A 16,078-nucleotide genomic window follows, 5' to 3' on the forward strand; every position below is an offset into this window, starting at 1 on the left:
CGTTGCCGTAAGGGACAAGGCATTTGGTATGAACGGACTTTCCGCGAGCCCCCGCGCCGCGCTGTCGAGCGCGATGACCGATCCGTTCGGACGGACCATCTCGTATTTGCGCGTCTCCGTCACCGACCGCTGCGACCTGCGCTGCTTCTACTGCATGTCGGAAGACATGACGTTCCTGCCCAAGGCGGATCTGCTGACGTTGGAAGAACTCGACCGGCTCTGCTCGGCCTTCATTGCCAAAGGCGTGAAGAAGCTGCGGCTCACCGGCGGCGAGCCGCTGGTCCGCCGCAACGTGATGACGCTGGTGCGTTCGCTGTCGCGGCATCTCGAGAGCGGCGCGTTGGGCGAGCTGACGCTGACCACCAACGGCACCCAGCTTGCGAAACATGCCAGCGAGCTCGCCGATTGCGGCGTCCGCCGCATCAACGTCTCGCTCGACACGCTCGACCCGCAAAAGTTTCGCGAGATCACCCGCTGGGGCGAGATCGACAAGGTGCTGGAAGGCATCGAGGCCGCACGAGCCGCGCGGCTTGCCGTGAAGATCAACGCAGTGGCGCTGAAGAACCTCAACGAAGACGAACTTCCCGACCTGATGCGCTGGGCCCACGGCAAGGGCATGGGGCTGACGCTGATCGAGGTCATGCCGATGGGCGAGATCGGATCGGGACGGCTCGACCAGTATCTGCCGCTGTCGCTGGTGCGCGCGCGCCTCGCCCAGCAATTCACGCTGACGGATCTGGCCGAGAGCACCGGCGGGCCGGCGCGCTATGTCAGCGTCGCCGACACCGGCGGCAAGCTCGGCTTCATCACCCCGATGACCCACAATTTCTGCGAATCCTGTAACCGGGTGCGCGTCACCTGCACGGGAACGTTGCACACCTGTCTCGGCCACGAGGATGCCTCCGACTTACGCAAACCTCTGCGTGCATCTGATGACGATGTGCTGCTTGCGGATGCGATCGACCGCGCCATCGGGCTCAAGCCCAAGGGCCACGACTTCATCATCGACCGCCGCCACGACCGCCCCAGTGTCTCGCGGCACATGAGTGTCACCGGCGGCTAGCATCGGCTGGCCGGCCGCGACTTATTCCCCTTAGCTATCAACAAACTTCCGATTGACTGGCGGCACGCTCACTGGTTTGGTGCGGCTGCCTCATGCCTGCGCGGCGAGACAAGCCAACGCGCCACTCGGCGCAGTCAAGACGGCCGGGGCAAATCGGGGAGGACCAATCTTGCAAGCGCTCCTGAAGCTGAGCAATGGAATTGACGCGTTCACACGTTGGACGGGCAAGCGCCTGGCGTGGCTGATCCTGGTTGCCGTCGTCATCTCGGCGCTGAATGCGATTATTCGAAAGACGTTGGACACGTCCTCCAACTCGTGGCTCGAGCTGCAATGGGTGCTTTTCAGCATCGTGTTCCTGCTGTGCTCGTCCTGGACGCTGCTCGATAACGAGCACATCCGGATCGACATCTTCAACAGCATGATGCCGAAGCGGGTTCGCAACGTCATCGACGTGATCGGGCACCTCTTCTTCCTGATACCGCTGACCGTCGTCATGATCGTAACCGGCGTACCGTTCTTCCTGCGTTCGCTCCAGATCAACGAGCAATCCGGCAATGCGGGCGGCCTCCCGCAATGGCCGGCCAAGTCACTCGTCATGATCGGCTTCACGCTCCTGCTTGTTCAAGGCATCTCCGAACTGATCAAGCGGATCGCCATCATGCGCGGCATGATTCCGGATCCCCATGAGTCGCAGATTTCGGCGCTGGAGGCCGAAGTCGAGCACCTCGTTGAAGCGATCGAACAGAAGTGATCGCCAAGCGGCATCGTAGGGGGATTCAATGACCGCGTTTCTCATCGCCAATATGGCGCCAATCATGTTCGCCACGCTGGTGATCGTGCTGCTGCTCGGCTACCCGGCGGCATTTTCGCTCGGCGCCGTCGGCCTCTTCTTCGCTGTGATCGGCATTCAGCTCGGCGAATTCCATCCGGATTTCCTGCAGGCGCTGCCCGAGCGCGTCTACGGCGTGATGAACAACGACACGCTGCTCGCCATTCCCTTCTTCACCTTCATGGGACTGGTGCTCGAGCGCTCCGGCATGGCCGAGGATCTGCTCGACACTATCGGCCAGTTGTTCGGCACGATCCGGGGCGGCCTCGCCTACGCGGTGGTGTTCGTCGGCGCCCTGCTTGCGGCGACGACCGGCGTCGTGGCGGCTTCGGTGATCTCGATGGGCCTGATCTCACTGCCAATCATGCTGCGCTACGGCTATGACCGCCGCGTGGCGACCGGCATCATTGCGGCCTCCGGTACGCTGGCGCAGATCATTCCACCCTCGCTCGTCCTGATCGTGATGGCGGACCAGCTCGGCAAGTCGGTCGGCGACATGTACGAGGGCGCGTTCATTCCGGGCCTGGTGCTCGCAGGCCTCTACGCGGGGTACGCTTTTCTCGTCACCCTGATCTTTCCGAAAGCGGCGCCGGGCCTTCCCAAGGAGGCGATCGGCTTCCGCGAGGAAAGCGGCGACCGCGGCCTGAAGTCGCTTGGCGTGCTGTTCCTCGCGAGCTGCGTGTTCGGCTGGTTCATGATGCGGAATTCGGAGACCCACGGCGCCGACTTCGTCGTGCTCAGCATGTTCTTCGGCATCCTCTTCGCGTTCGCCGTCGCCGTCGCGAACTGGGCCATCGACAAGCTCACGGGCTTCCGTTTCCTCTCGAAGATGGCGCAACAAACCACCTTCGTCATGGTGCCGCCGCTGTTCCTGATCTTCCTGGTGCTGGGCACTATCTTCATCGGTGTCGCGACGCCCACCGAAGGCGGTGCGATGGGCGCAGCCGGCGCCCTCATTCTCGGTGCCATGAAACGTCGGCTGACCTGGGACCTCGTTCGTCAGGCGGTCGAATCGACGGCAAAGCTCTCCGCCTTCGTCGTCTTCATCCTGGTCGGGGCACGCGTATTCTCGCTCACCTTCTACGGCGTCAGTGGCCACGTCTGGGTCGAGCACCTGCTGACCTCCCTGCCCGGCGGCCAGGTCGGCTTCCTGATCTTCGTCAACGCGTTCGTGTTCGTGCTGGCGTTCTTCCTCGATTTCTTCGAACTCGCCTTCATCGTGATCCCGCTGCTCGGGCCCGCGGCGGAGCATCTCGGCATCGACCTGATCTGGTTTGGCGTGATCCTCGGCGTCAACATGCAGACTTCGTTCATGCACCCGCCGTTCGGATTTGCGCTGTTCTATTTGCGCTCGGTCGCGCCAAAGGAACGTTATACCGATCGCGTCACCGGCAAACGCATGGAGCCGGTCACGACGGGACAGATCTATTGGGGCGCGGTGCCGTTCGTCGTCATCCAGCTCATCATGGTGCTGCTGGTGATCATGTTCCCGTCGATGGTGATGCACTACAAGGGCGTGCAGTCCACCGTCGATCCCAACAGCATCAAGATCGAAATTCCGCAGATCGATCTGCCGCCGCTCGACTTCGGCCAGCCGAAGCAATAGCGCCCGGCCCGCCCGCAAAAAAAGAACCCGGAGCTTTCGCTCCGGGTTTTTTCGTTTGGCCGATCGCGGCTCGCAAATCAGCTCTGCGAGTTGCGCGCCATGAAGTTGTCATAGCCGACTTCGGCGACCTGGAACCACTGATATCCGTTGTTCGAGAACGCGGTCAGCGATTCGTAGACCTTCTTGAAGTCCGCGTTGCTGGCCGAGACTTCGGTGTGCAGCTCCTTTGCCGCCTTGAAGCAGGCTTGCATGACCTCCGGCGAGAACGGATGCAGCTTGGCGCCCGCTGCTAGCAGGCGCCGCAACGCCTGTGGATTGGCCTGGTCATACTTCGCCATCATCCAGTTGTTGGCGTAGTGCCCCGCTTGCTCGAGGATGCTCTGATAGTGCTTCGGCAGCGCGTTCCACTTGTCCTGGTTGACGAAGGCCAGAAGCATGGGCCCGCCTTCCCACCAGCCCGGGAAGTAATAATGCGGCGCGACCTTGACGAAGCCGAGCTTCTCGTCGTCATACGGTCCGACCCATTCGGCGGCGTCGATGGTGCCCTTCTCCAGCGCCGGATAGATGTCCCCTCCGGCGATCTGCTGCGGCACCGCGCCGAGTTTGGCCATCACCTTTCCGGCGAAGCCGCCGATGCGGAATTTCAACCCGCTGAAGTCCTGAGGCGTCTTGACCTCCTTGCGGAACCAGCCACCCATCTGACAGCCGGTGTTGCCGGCAAGCAGCGAAACGACGTTGTACTTCTTGTAGAACTCGTTCAGGACGTCCCTGCCGCCGCCCAGCATGTACCAGGCCTGGTTGATGCGCATGTTCGGTCCGAACGGCACGGCCGAGCCGAAGGTGAAGGTCGGGTCCTTGCCGAAATAATAGTAGGACGCGGTGTGGCCGATTTCGCAGGTGCCGTTCTGCACGGCATCGAGCACCTGAAGGCCCGGCACGATCTCGCCGCCGGCAAATGTCTGAATCTGGAATTTGTTGTCGGTCGCTTCCGCGACCATCTTGGCCATCATCTCGGCGCCGCCATAGAGCGTATCGAGTGATTTCGGCCAGCTCGTCGGCATGCGCCATTTGATCTCGGGCATCGATTGCGCGATGGCTGGAGCGGCGAGCGTCGCGGCACCCGCCGCACCAAGCCCGGTTACCTTGATGAAGTCTCTTCTTTTCATGATTTCCTACCCTGATGGATTGTGATGATGGGCCTTCTTGCCGAGGCTTGGAGGCCAGCATGGAACATGTCTCATCCGATTTCCATCCCGACGATGGCGAGGGATACAAATGCCCAGCTCCCACGCCAACCGGTCCTGCGACTTTAGGCTTAGACGATCAGCCGGAGATCGAAGGACGGAGCACGAAGTGATGCAGACCCGTTAGGCGCCTGGTGGCCACACGCCGCGATCGAGACGGCGCAGGTTCAGCCCGCCGCCGGTCCGGCCGCCTGCATCCCCTCCGCCAGCCTGAACCGCAGCGTGAACTCCGCGCCGCCGCCCGGAAGGTTCTCCACCGCGACCGTCGCCGCGTGATCGTCCGCCACGGCGCGCACGATCGAGAGGCCTAAGCCCGCGCCGTCGCTGCGCTGGCGGTCGGCGCGCCAGAAGCGCTGGAAGATCAGTTCGCGTTCGGCGTCCGCGATGCCCGGGCCGCAATCGCGCACCCGCACCGCACCGTCCTCGCTCACCTCGACGTCGACGGACGTGTCTTTTGCCGTGAACTTGATGGCGTTTTCGGCGAGATTGAAGATCGCGCGCTGGAGCATCTCGGAATTGCCATGGACGAGCACCGGCGCCTCGGCGCCCTTGAGGGCGATGTCCTTGTGCTGCGCTAGCGCGAACGGCGCGATCGCACCGACCACCTCGGCGCAGACGGCGCGCAAATCCGCGGTCTCGCCGGGATCGAGCACCAGCGTGTCGAGCTCGGCGATCTCCAGCAGCTGGGCGACGATGCGGCTCATGGCTTCGATGTCGGCATGCAGCGCCTGCCGTGCGGCGCCGTCGCCAAGCGTCTCGATGCGCGTCCGCAGGATCGCGAGCGGCGTGCGCAATTGATGCGCGGCATCGGCCGTGAACTGCCGCTGCACGCGAAAGCCATCCTCGAGGCGATCGAGCGCCTGGTTGACGGCGGTGACGAGCGGGATGATCTCGCGCGGGATCTGCTCCGTCGGCAGGCGGATGTCGGTGCGCGCCGGCCCGATATTGCTGGCCTCCTCCGAGGCCTTCCACAGCGGCGCGATGGCGCGGCGAAAGATGATGATGTCGGCGGCGAGCAGGATCAGCAGGATCGGAATGGTGATCCACCCTACCCGCCGGAAGAAGTTCGAGATGATGTCGTCGATGATGACGTCGCGATGCGCAAGGTCCTCGGCGACGCGAATACGCACGATCTTGCCGTCGATGATGCGCGTGACGCCGGCGCCGGAAATCGTCTCGGACAGCGGCGGCGCCTGTGCCGCGGCGCCCGTCTTGCGGCGGGACGAAAACAGCAAACGGCCGTCGGCGTCGCGGATATCATACAGATACCGGCCATAGGCTTCGGAGTAGAGACCGCGCAGGCTGTCCGGCAGATTGAACGTCAGCAAGCCGTCCGGCTGCGCGACGATCCGTTCCCCCAGCACTTCGGCCTGCGCCCGCATGGCTTCGCGGTGCAACTGGTCGACTTCGGAATTGAGCAGCCAGAACATCACCAGCGGCAGGAAGATGGCAACCACCGCGACCGCCACGATGTGCATGAACACGATGCGCCAGATCAGCGATTTGAACGTCGGCGATCTCGCATAGATCCCGGCGACCCCCACGCTATTTCTCCTCGGCCATGAGATAGCCGACGCCGCGGATGGTGTGGATCACGACCTTCGCGCCGTGCTCGGTCAGCTGCTTGCGCAGCCGCGAGACGTAGACCTCGACCGCATTGGAGGCGACCTCGCCGTCGAGCCCGAAGATGTGGTCCTCGACGTTCTTCTTCGGCACCACGCGCCCCTGCCGGCGCAGCAAAATCTCCAGCACCGAGGTCTCGCGCGACGAGATGATCCGCGGCTGGTCGTCGACGAAGATCTGGCGGCTTTCGGTGTCGTAGACGAGATTGGCGAGACGCAGCGAGCGGCCGAGCAACTGGCCCGGGCGGCGCAGGATCGCCTCCAGCCGCGCCACCAGCTCCTCCATCGCGAACGGTTTTGCGAGATAGTCGTCGGCGCCGCTGCGCAGGCCGCTGACGCGGTCCTGCAAGCCGCCGCGCGCGGTCAGCACCAGCACCGGCAGTGGCTCCATCTGCCGGCGCAGCTCGCGCAGCACCGAGAGGCCATCGCCGTCGGGCAGGCCGAGGTCGAGGATCATCGCGGCATAGTTGACGCTGCTCACCGCCTCGCGCGCCTCGGCCGCGCTGCCGACGATATCGCTCTCATAGCCGGCCGCCGACAGCCCGCCGGCCACCAGCCGCGACAGTTCGGCATTGTCCTCGACGATCAGAAGGCGCATCGCATTTCCGCCGGATATCCAAGTCACCCCACGGCCCTTGCCGCATCTTCGCTCTCTTCCACCATTCCGGCCACCTCGGCCAGCGAAAAAGCACCCGACAGACCGGTCACCTCTTCTGTCAGCTTCGCGTCAGCCAACCAGGCGCGCGCCCCTGCGGCGCCCGTATCGGTTGTTGGGCGCGAGCAGACATCCGCAGCCCGATTAAGCGTTACCGCTCCTGACCCAAATCTGGCATCGGACGGCACAGGGCTATTCGCTGAAACGTGAACGCGTTCACACTTGCAATCCGCCGGTCGTCCTAGGCTCTTTAACCGACGAGGGGGCTGTTCTCGAAGCGGAGAAGCTGCAATGCGTGAACCAAACCTTGAAAAGTTGAACGCGCTCGTAGGAAAGCTTGTCGGCGACCTCGGCATCTCGCTTGGCGGCGCAAGCATCCTGCTCGGTGATCGCCTCGGGCTCTACAAGGCGATGGCGGATGGTGCGGTGGTCACTCCGTCCGAGCTTGCCAAGAAGACCGGTCTGCATGAGCGTTATGTGCGCGAATGGCTTTCCGGGCAGGCTGCCTCCGGATACATCGACTACCACCCCGAAAAAAACGCGTTCTCACTCTCGGCAGAGCAAGCCATGGCATTCGCCGAAGAGGGCTCGCCGGCTTTCTTTGCCGGCGCATTCGATGTCGTGCAGTCCACCTACCTCGATGAACCCAAAATCGCCGACGCATTTCGAACCGGGAGGGGCGTTGGTTGGCATGAGCATTCGAAGTGTCTCTTCTCCGGCACCGAACGCTTCTTCAGGCCGGGCTACAACGCCAATCTGGTTTCGAACTGGATTCCGACGCTCGAAGGCGTCGAAGCGAAACTGAAAGCGGGCGCCAGGGTCGCCGACGTCGGATGCGGCCACGGCGCCTCTACGATCGTGATGGCGCAGGCCTACCCCAACTCAGAGTTCTTCGGGTTCGATTACCACAAGCCTTCGATTGAACGCGCGAAGGTCTTGGCGCAAGAAGCGGGAGTTGGAGACCGCATCACGTTCGCGCAGGCCAGTGCCAAGGATTTTCCGGCCAAAGACTATGATCTGGTGGCGTTCTTCGATTGCCTGCATGACATGGGCGATCCCGTGGGTGCAGGCAAGCATGTCAAGGAAACGCTAGCCAAGGATGGGGCGTGGATGATCGTCGAGCCGTTTGCTCATGACAATCTCAAGGACAATCTCAACCCGGTCGGATGCGTCTTCTATCACGCCTCGACATTCATTTGTACGCCGGCGTCACTGTCTCAGGAAGTGGGCCTGGGGCTCGGCGCACAGGCGGGTGAAAGCCGATTGCGTCAGGTCGCGACTGAAGCGGGCTTCAGGCGCTTCCGCCGCGCGACCGAGACGCCGTTCAACATGATCTTCGAAGTGCGTTCTTGACCGATCCGGCCGTTGTCCGGGTCCTGCAAGCCGCCGCGCGATAATGGACAGGTGCCCCTGGCATCGCGGCCACACCCTTGATCCAGGTCAAGCATCACCTATCCTTTGGCCTCACGTTATGTTCAGCCTGAGGCAGCTCCGTCACTCCTTCAGCTCGCAGCAGGAAGAGGAGGATCACGATGCATCCGAACAAGCGTCTTTCGATCAAGTCCGCAACGATTGCAGGGATTGCTGCCAGCGCCCTGTTGGGGATTGCGGGTCTCACTCTCAATTCCGCACCAGCCGGGGCGGTCGTGTACTGCCAGTACGTTGATTATCCGCCTAGTTGCGTTGCGAGGGCCGGCGTCGTGCTCAGGCCACGCCCCGTGGCGCGAGCGGCGGTCCGGGCAGGCACCGCTGGCCCACGCAACATAAATGGCGGGGTCAATCGCGTCGGCATACGGTAGCGGTTCTGGTTTGTGAGTTGCGAGCCCTTGCTGCAATCGCACCCGTACGCACATTTCTGCGGCGGGTCGCGGCGCGCTAGCAACTTCCAGGTTGGCATCGCATTTGTTCATGCCTGACGAACGTGAGGAGCTTGCCGGTGATAACGATTCCAGAACTGACGTCCCAGGCGCTCGGTGCGTTCCTGATCTCGGAGACAAGAGGCCGCTTCGGCTCGTCGCATGCCACCTTGCCGGAATTGCTCCCCTACGCGGCAAAGCTGGCCCTGGAATGTATCGGCAACAGCGATGCATTATACCACAACGTCGAGCACACCTTGTTGGTCACGCTGGTCGGCCACGACATTCTGATCGGCCGCTCTCTCCTGAGGCGACAGCCAGCGATTATGCTCACTTCATCCTGGCGTGTCTGATTCACGACATCGGCTACGTTCGGGGAATAATTCATGGAGACCAAGAGGGAGCCTATGTCGTTGATGGTAGCGGCCGAACAGTCGAATTGCCGATTGGCTCTTCCGATGCAGCGCTTGCACCCTATCACGTGGACCGCTCAAAATTATTCGCCGTGGAGCGTCTCGACGCAGTCGACCAGATTGACGCCGCTCGCGTTGCCCGGGCGATCGAATATACGCGTTTTCCCTATGCGGACGCTCCTACGAGCGAACTCAAGGATGACTTGGACGAGGAGGAAGGTTTGTTGCTGCGCGCCGCTGATCTGATTGGTCAGCTCGGCGATCCGAACTACATGAAGAAATCAAATGCGCTCTTCTATGAATTCGAGGAGATAGGGCTCAACAAATCGCTCGGATACGCCACGCCCGCGGATGTGGTCTACAAATACCCTCAATTCTACTGGACCAAGGTTGCCCCCCAAATCCAGGCCGCCATCCGCTGTTTGAATGTAACCTCGAGCGGAAGGCAATGGATCAGCAGCCTGTATGGAAACGTCCTGCGCGCTGAGCGAGAAGTCAGACTATCTGGTCCACAGCTATAGATCGGCGTTCGCAAACCGTGGTTTTCGGCAAAGAGGCCGACACAGCCTGAGAGGGCACCCTGATCGGCTACTCGTGTCCCCTATTGCACGCGCGAGTTTGCACCACCGTCCGAGGCCGTTCGCCGGGGGCCTCGCGCCGATTTCCGTCTGCTTTTGATCAAGGAACCAACACCCCCGCATCCCCGTTTGCCTCGGCTGCAACATTACTCATTTGCATGAGGCATCGTGCAGACCACCCAAGGTAATGCACATGCGGATTGCACGACGAACACGTTCCGGCTCGTTTAGACCGGACTGTCTGACCGCCTTCACGCGACATCCGGGCGCCACCGCGTTTGCTGCCGCAGGTACCCTCATCGTGGCTACCGCAATCGTAAACCGACTGCTCGCGAGCAAAGCGCAACGCGATAACCCTCCGCAGGGACGGTTCATCGACGTCGAGGGAGTTCGCCTGCACTATTTGGAGCGCGGCAGGGGCAAGCCGCTAGTTTTGTTTCACGGCAACGGCAGCATGATCCAGGATTTCCACTCGAGTGGGTTGATTGATCTCGCAACCGAGAACTACAGGGTCATCGTGTTCGATCGCCCGGGTTTTGGGCATAGCTCGCGGCCGAGGGACGTCGTCTGGACTCCGGATGCCCAGGCAGACCTGTTCAAGAAGGCGCTCGATCAGCTGGGCGTCTCTCAAGCAATGGTCCTGGGTCATTCGTGGGGGGCGTCGGTTGCGGTTGCACTGGCGATCAAACATCCTTCGTTCGTGCAGGCTCTCGTGCTGGCCTCGGGATATTATTTCCCAGCTCCCCGCTCGGACAGCGCGGCGTCGATGCTGTCCGCCGTACCGGTGCTCGGGGACGTCATCAGCTACACGATTTCGCCGCTAGCCGGCCGGATGATGTGGCCCACGATGTTGCGCAAGCTGTTTGGCCCCCGGCCGGTCCCAAAGAAGTTCGCGGATTTTCCCAGGGAAATGGCGCTCCGCCCATCACAGATGCGGGCGATGGCGGCTGAAGCGACGATGTTGATCTCCGCCGCATTCTCGGGTTCGAAGGCGTATGGAGAACTCAAGATGCCTACGATCATTATCGCAGGCCAGCGCGACCGTTTGATCGATATCAAGCAGTCGGTCAGGCTGCATGGCGAGGTCAAGCAAAGCAAATTGCGCCGGATCGACGGAGTGGGACACATGATTCATCATTCCGCAACTGCTGACGTCATGGCGGCCATCGACGAAGCCGCTGCAGAGGCGGTGTTGATCCATGGAAGGGAAGGTCCGGGCGTACAATAGCCCGAAGAGACTTCCAGCGCCTGACGGGCGCGAGATGGTGGGCGTACTCTTTTCGACGGCCATGCCATTACCTGATTTCTTCACCATGAGATACTTGTCGTTGCAACGCCTCCCACGCGAATTACGCGAGGATCGAGACCGTAGATTTCAAATCCATTGCGCTTGTAAGTTCTGATCGCTTCCCTGGTGGCCCCAAGCTTTACTTCGCACGATGCTCCTGAAAAGCGGCTCTGAGTTCAGCCAATACATCGCTTGTCGCGCCCAATTCCGCATCTGCACGGCTTGCAGGTAAATCCTTGTATGCAATCGGTTGATCGAACTGGCTCGCCGTGAAGTCATACCGCCGGCTTCCCATGCGATTGTAAAAATGTTCGCCGGCCGGCAGAGGCGTCTTCAGCAAGTCGCCGCCGAAGAGCTCGTGAAGGAGCAGCGCGGTGACGTTGCATTGCCCTGCCGCCGGATTGCTCGCCGTCCATTGGCTGGCGGTTGCCAACGACCAGGCCTTGCGCAGCGCGCTTTGAACCTCATCGGGATCGAAGCTCATCGTCACTCCCCAGGGATCGGCACCGAGGCGAAAATTTCGGATTATACGATTATGCCTTTCTGACACTGTTTTGCCCGACGAGTCAAACGGCCTCGCTGAAGCACTCGCTTGGTGCTCCTGGGCACACCCCGCCTTGGCTCACAAAATGCGGACTTGCCCTCGGCCGCACGATGATCGGGCCTGCCTGCCAATTAGCTCCGTCGCATCAAGCTGTTGGCTGCGCTCACAGCGCCTTGTCCTCTCACCCCTCGTCTACTGTGCATGGGGTTGTTTTTCAGATTTTTTGTTGGACACCCTTCGTACCGCGGCCTCCGCGGCGCCCATCCCGATCGCGTCGCGCCAAAGAAAAAGCCCGGCCTCGCGAACGAGACCGGGCGTATCGCCTTTCGACTTCTTGCGAAGATCAGCCGCGGGTGCGCGAGCGGATCATGAAGCTGTCGTAGGTGTATTCGGCGACCTGCCACCACAGATATTCGTCGGAGCGGTAGGCCTGCATGGCGTCGATCGACTTCTTGAAGTCGGGATTCTTGGCCGAGATCTCGCCCCACAATTCGTTGGTCGCCTTGAGACAGGCTTCCAGAACCTCGTTGGTGAACGGGCGAAGCTGCGTTCCCCCGGCCACCAGACGCTTCAGGGCGCCGGGGTTCACCATGTCGTAGCGCGCGGCCATCCAGGTGTTGGTGTTGACGGTCGCGTTGGTGAGGATCGCCTGATAGTTCTTCGGCAATTCGTTCCACTTGTCGATGTTGGCGAAGGCGTGAACAGTCGGACCACCTTCCCAGAAACCCGGGTAGTAGTAGTACTTGGCGACCTTGGCGAAGCCGAGCTTCTCGTCATCGTAGGGGCCGACCCATTCGGCCGCGTCGATGGTGCCCTTCTCGAGCGACGGATAGATGTCGCCGCCGGCGAGCTGCTGCGGCACCACGCCGACCTTCTGGAGCACCTGGCCGGCAATGCCGCCGATGCGCATCTTGAGGCCCGAGAGGTCGGCAACGGTCTTGATCTCCTTGCGGAACCAGCCGCCCATCTGGGTGCCGGTGTTGCCGCAGGGGAAGCCCACCACGTTCGACTTCTTGAAGAACTCGTTGGCGAGCTCGTTGCCGCCCCCCTGGTACAACCAGGAATTCTGCTGACGTGCGTTGAGGCCGAAAGGCACCGACGCGAAGATTGCGAAGGTCGGGTCTTTGCCGACGTAATAATACGACACTGTGTGGCACATCTCGACTGTGCCCTTCTGCGTCGCATCCAGCGCCTGCAGACCCGGAACGATTTCACCCGCCTGGAAGACCTGGATCTGAAACTTGTTGTCGGTCATCTCGGCGACGTACTTCGCCATCTGCTCGGCACCACCATAAATGGTGTCGAGCGACTTCGGGAAGCTCGACGTCAGGCGCCACTTGATCTCGGGCGAGGACTGCGCGATCGCCGGCGAGGCCACCGCGGCGGTCGCCGCCGCGCCGGCTGCCGACACTTTCAGGAAATCACGACGCTTCATCTTCAGTCTCTCCTTGTTGGGGCGTTTCCCCTAACTTCCTCTTTGCTGCCGCACATTCCGGCGACGCGTTTTTGGGCCGCGTCGAACCGAAGGGGCTTGACTGCCGTGGGCCTTTAACACGGAAGCCCCGCTTTCGAAACGCGACATTGGCATGACAGGGCTCTACGAAAGTCGCATGTCCCCAGGGTATTGGTTTGAAGGGATTGGCTTGGATCCGCTCATGCCGCGGCGATGACGCCCTTGAGCTGGTCCCGGACCTGTCCTGCAACGGCGCGGTAGATCGCCGCATGGGGACCGTCCGGCTCGCTGTCGACCACGGGCGTGCCGGCATCCGAGGTGGCGCGAATCGCCATGTGCAGGGGGATCTCGCCCAGGAACGGTACCCCGAGCTTCTCGGCCTCGTGGCGCGCGCCGCCATGGCCGAAAATATCGGATTTCGTGCCGCAATGCGGGCACTGGAAGTAGCTCATGTTCTCGACGATGCCGAGCACGGGCACGTTGACCTTCTTGAACATCGCAAGTCCCCGCCTTGCGTCGATCAGGGACAGGTCCTGCGGGGTCGAGACAATCACGGCGCCCTTCAAGGGGACGTTCTGCGCCAAGGTGAGCTGGGCATCGCCCGTGCCCGGCGGCATGTCGACGACGAGCACGTCGAGCGTGCCCCATGCGACGTCGCGCAGCATCTGCGTCACCGCCGACATCACCATCGGCCCGCGCCAGATCATCGCGGTCTCTTCCTCCACCAGGAAGCCGATCGACATGATGGCGAGGCCGAAACGCCGGAGCGGAATCATCTTGCGCTCGTCGTTCAGCGCTGGCTTTTCGTGCAGGCCGGTCAGCCGCGGCACCGAGGGGCCGTAGATGTCGGCATCAAGCAGCCCGACCTTGAGGCCGAGGTCGCGTAGGCCCAGCGCCAGATTGAGCGCAGTGGTGGACTTGCCGACGCCGCCCTTCCCCGAGGCGACCGCGATCACGGCTGCGACGCCCGGAATCTCGGACTGCCGCGCCATCGGCGATTGACCGCCCTGCGGCGGCTTGTGGGCGTGGACCGGCTGCACGCCTGGCGCGCCGCGGCTCGGCGTTGGCGGCGGAGGCGGCGGAGGCGGAGGCGCGGCGCCGGCCTTGCGCTCGGCGGTCAGCGCCACCATGACGGTGGTGACGCCGGGGATGGCGCGGACCGCGGCCTCGGCTTCGGCCCGGACGGATTCCCAGGCCCGCGCCTCGGCGGCATCGACATTGATCGAGAAGAACACCTTGCCGTCGGCGGCGCTGATCGCGCTCAGCACATTGGCATTGGTGAGCGCGACCCCGCGGGGCGACTTGATCTTGGCGAGGCTGTCGAGAACCTGTTGCTGCGTCACGGTCAAAGCGCATCTCCTCGAATTCAAGATGCCCCATTAGAGCGGAAACGCCCAAAAGGCTACCGCCTGCCGATATCGCCAGCCATCTCGGCGGACGCCGCCCCCTGCTCCGTGGCTGCCTCGTAATTCAGCTCGATCATGACCCCATTGGGGTCGTAGACGAAGATCTGCCAGAGGTCGCCGCCGGGCACCTGGCGGGAGTCGAACTTCATCCCCTTTGAGGCCAGCCGCTGCTTCATCCCGTCAAATCCGCGGCTGGCGAAGGCGACGTGGTGAACAACGCCGGAATCCGGCTTTTGTGGCTCGGCAGTCGGCGAAATATCGACGAGGTGCACCACCGGCCTGCCCTCGCTGTACATCCAGGCGCCGGGGAAGGCGAAATTCGGCCGGGCGCCATTTTCCAGGCCCAGCACCTCCTCGTAGAAGCGGACTGTCGCGGCCAGATTCCGGGTCCGGATGTTGAAATGATCGAGCACGCCCACGCTTACGCCGCCCATGCTTTCGCTCCCTTTTTGAAGTCCTTAGGTCCGCCATCCTAGCACAGGAGGGCATCGAACGAAGCCGTTGCCCTCCGGCCTCAACGGTTTATGGTGCGCGCGATCTGCCGCAATGGCGGAACTTTTGAGGGCGTCGATTGGCGCCCCCTCGCCCGGCAAAAAACCGTAACACCCGAACTACGGACAAGGTACCCCACATGGCTAAAGTCGCTTTCCTCGGTCTCGGCGTCATGGGCTTCCCCATGGCCGGACACCTCGTGAAAAAAGGGGGCCATGAGGTCACCGTCTACAACCGCACCGCGGCCAAGGCGAAGGAATGGGCGGACAAGTTTGGCGGCAAGACCGCGGCGACGCCGAAGGCTGCAGCCGAGGGCCAGGATTTCGTGATGTGCTGCGTTGGCAACGACAATGATCTGCGCGCGGTCACGATCGGCGCCGACGGCGCGTTCGCCGGCGTGAAAAAGGGCGCGACCTTCGTCGACCACACCACCGCCTCCGCCGAGGTCGCGCGTGAGCTTGATGCTGCCGCGACCAAGGCCGGCTTCAAGTTCATCGACGCACCCGTGTCCGGCGGCCAGGCCGGCGCCGAGAACGGCGTGCTGACCGTGATGTGCGGCGGCGCCCAGGATGCCTATTCCGGCGCCGAGCCAATCATCACAGGCGCCTATGCGCGAATGTGCAAACTGCTCGGGCCGGCCGGCTCGGGCCAGCTGACCAAAATGGTCAACCAGATTTGCATCGCAGGCCTGGTTCAGGGACTCTCCGAGGGTATCCACTTCGCCAAGAAGAGCGGCCTCGACGTCGCCGCCGTGATCGAGACCATCTCAAAAGGCGCGGCTCAGTCCTGGCAGATGGAGAACCGCTACAAGACCATGAACGACGACAAGTACGATTTCGGCTTCGCGGTCGAATGGATGCGCAAGGACCTCTCGATCTCGCTGGCCGAAGCCCGCCGCAACGGCGCCAATCTGCCGGTCACCGCGCTGGTCGACCAGTTCTACGCCGAAGTCGAGAAGATGGGCGGCAAGCGCTGGGACACGTCGAGCCTGCTCGCGCGCCTTAATCGCTGACACCTGATGAAGTGATC

General features: G+C 62.4%; 14 protein-coding genes and 1 pseudogene. 8 read left to right on the plus strand and 7 right to left on the minus strand.

Annotated elements, in window-relative coordinates; genetic code table 11:
- The first annotated feature begins 28 nt into the window (after positions 1–28).
- From moaA to ABIB00_RS07015, 3 genes are all read left to right on the plus strand, one after another.
- Positions 29–1,063, plus strand: a complete 1,035-nt coding sequence (gene moaA, locus ABIB00_RS07005) for a GTP 3',8-cyclase MoaA (RefSeq protein ID WP_354103829.1) — start codon at positions 29–31, stop codon at positions 1,061–1,063.
- A gap of 169 nt (positions 1,064–1,232) precedes the next feature.
- The gene (locus ABIB00_RS07010) at positions 1,233–1,814 is read left to right on the plus strand and encodes a TRAP transporter small permease subunit (protein ID WP_247340840.1); all 582 of its coding nucleotides are present in this window, start codon (positions 1,233–1,235) and stop codon (positions 1,812–1,814) included.
- Positions 1,815–1,842: 28 nt separating this feature from the next.
- Complete coding sequence (locus ABIB00_RS07015) at positions 1,843–3,498, plus strand: TRAP transporter large permease (RefSeq protein WP_247340841.1); 1,656 nt, start codon at positions 1,843–1,845, stop codon at positions 3,496–3,498.
- Positions 3,499–3,575: 77 nt separating this feature from the next.
- Here the strand turns inward: ABIB00_RS07015 and ABIB00_RS07020 are convergent, their stop codons facing one another.
- From ABIB00_RS07020 to ABIB00_RS07030, 3 genes are all read right to left on the minus strand, one after another.
- On the minus strand, positions 3,576–4,664 hold the full coding sequence (locus ABIB00_RS07020) for a TRAP transporter substrate-binding protein (protein WP_247340842.1): 1,089 nt from the start codon (positions 4,662–4,664) through the stop codon (positions 3,576–3,578).
- Between the two features lie 245 nt (positions 4,665–4,909).
- Complete coding sequence (locus ABIB00_RS07025) at positions 4,910–6,220, minus strand: sensor histidine kinase (protein ID WP_354103869.1); 1,311 nt, start codon at positions 6,218–6,220, stop codon at positions 4,910–4,912.
- Positions 6,221–6,287: 67 nt separating this feature from the next.
- Positions 6,288–6,962 carry a response regulator transcription factor gene (locus ABIB00_RS07030; RefSeq protein WP_247446102.1) on the minus strand — a complete coding sequence of 225 codons (675 nt, stop codon included), beginning with the start codon at positions 6,960–6,962 and terminating at the stop codon, positions 6,288–6,290.
- Positions 6,963–7,310: 348 nt separating this feature from the next.
- On the opposite strand from ABIB00_RS07030, the gene ABIB00_RS07035 reads away from it, so the two are divergent.
- From ABIB00_RS07035 to ABIB00_RS07050, 4 genes and pseudogenes are all read left to right on the plus strand, one after another.
- On the plus strand, positions 7,311–8,372 hold the full coding sequence (locus ABIB00_RS07035) for a class I SAM-dependent methyltransferase (protein ID WP_354103830.1): 1,062 nt from the start codon (positions 7,311–7,313) through the stop codon (positions 8,370–8,372).
- Positions 8,373–8,551: 179 nt separating this feature from the next.
- Positions 8,552–8,818, plus strand: coding sequence for a hypothetical protein (locus ABIB00_RS07040; RefSeq protein ID WP_247340845.1), 267 nt, complete (start codon positions 8,552–8,554; stop codon positions 8,816–8,818).
- Between the two features lie 137 nt (positions 8,819–8,955).
- Positions 8,956–9,809, plus strand: a pseudogene (locus tag ABIB00_RS07045) (metal-dependent phosphohydrolase).
- Between the two features lie 250 nt (positions 9,810–10,059).
- On the plus strand, positions 10,060–11,094 hold the full coding sequence (locus ABIB00_RS07050; protein ID WP_354103831.1) for an alpha/beta fold hydrolase: 1,035 nt from the start codon (positions 10,060–10,062) through the stop codon (positions 11,092–11,094).
- A gap of 199 nt (positions 11,095–11,293) precedes the next feature.
- Here ABIB00_RS07050 and ABIB00_RS07055 read toward each other — a convergent pair whose 3' ends face one another.
- The 4 genes from ABIB00_RS07055 to ABIB00_RS07070 form a co-directional block, all read right to left on the minus strand.
- Positions 11,294–11,638 (minus strand): YunG family protein, encoded by a 345-nt coding sequence (locus ABIB00_RS07055; RefSeq protein ID WP_354103832.1) that lies wholly within the window; start codon positions 11,636–11,638, stop codon positions 11,294–11,296.
- A 403-nt stretch (positions 11,639–12,041) separates the two neighbouring features.
- On the minus strand, positions 12,042–13,133 hold the full coding sequence (locus ABIB00_RS07060) for a TRAP transporter substrate-binding protein (protein ID WP_027517246.1): 1,092 nt from the start codon (positions 13,131–13,133) through the stop codon (positions 12,042–12,044).
- A 218-nt stretch (positions 13,134–13,351) separates the two neighbouring features.
- Complete coding sequence (locus ABIB00_RS07065) at positions 13,352–14,500, minus strand: Mrp/NBP35 family ATP-binding protein (RefSeq protein ID WP_354103833.1); 1,149 nt, start codon at positions 14,498–14,500, stop codon at positions 13,352–13,354.
- Positions 14,501–14,553: 53 nt separating this feature from the next.
- Entirely contained in the window at positions 14,554–14,991 is a 438-nt protein-coding gene (locus ABIB00_RS07070; RefSeq protein WP_354103834.1) for a VOC family protein, read from the minus strand.
- A 197-nt stretch (positions 14,992–15,188) separates the two neighbouring features.
- Here ABIB00_RS07070 and ABIB00_RS07075 point away from each other — a divergent pair, with 197 nt between their 5' ends.
- Complete coding sequence (locus tag ABIB00_RS07075; RefSeq protein WP_354103835.1) at positions 15,189–16,061, plus strand: NAD(P)-dependent oxidoreductase; 873 nt, start codon at positions 15,189–15,191, stop codon at positions 16,059–16,061.
- The last annotated feature ends 17 nt before the right edge of the window (positions 16,062–16,078 follow it).

This window comes from Bradyrhizobium sp. LB14.3, from assembly GCF_040547985.1.
Lineage (GTDB): Bacteria > Pseudomonadota > Alphaproteobacteria > Rhizobiales > Xanthobacteraceae > Bradyrhizobium.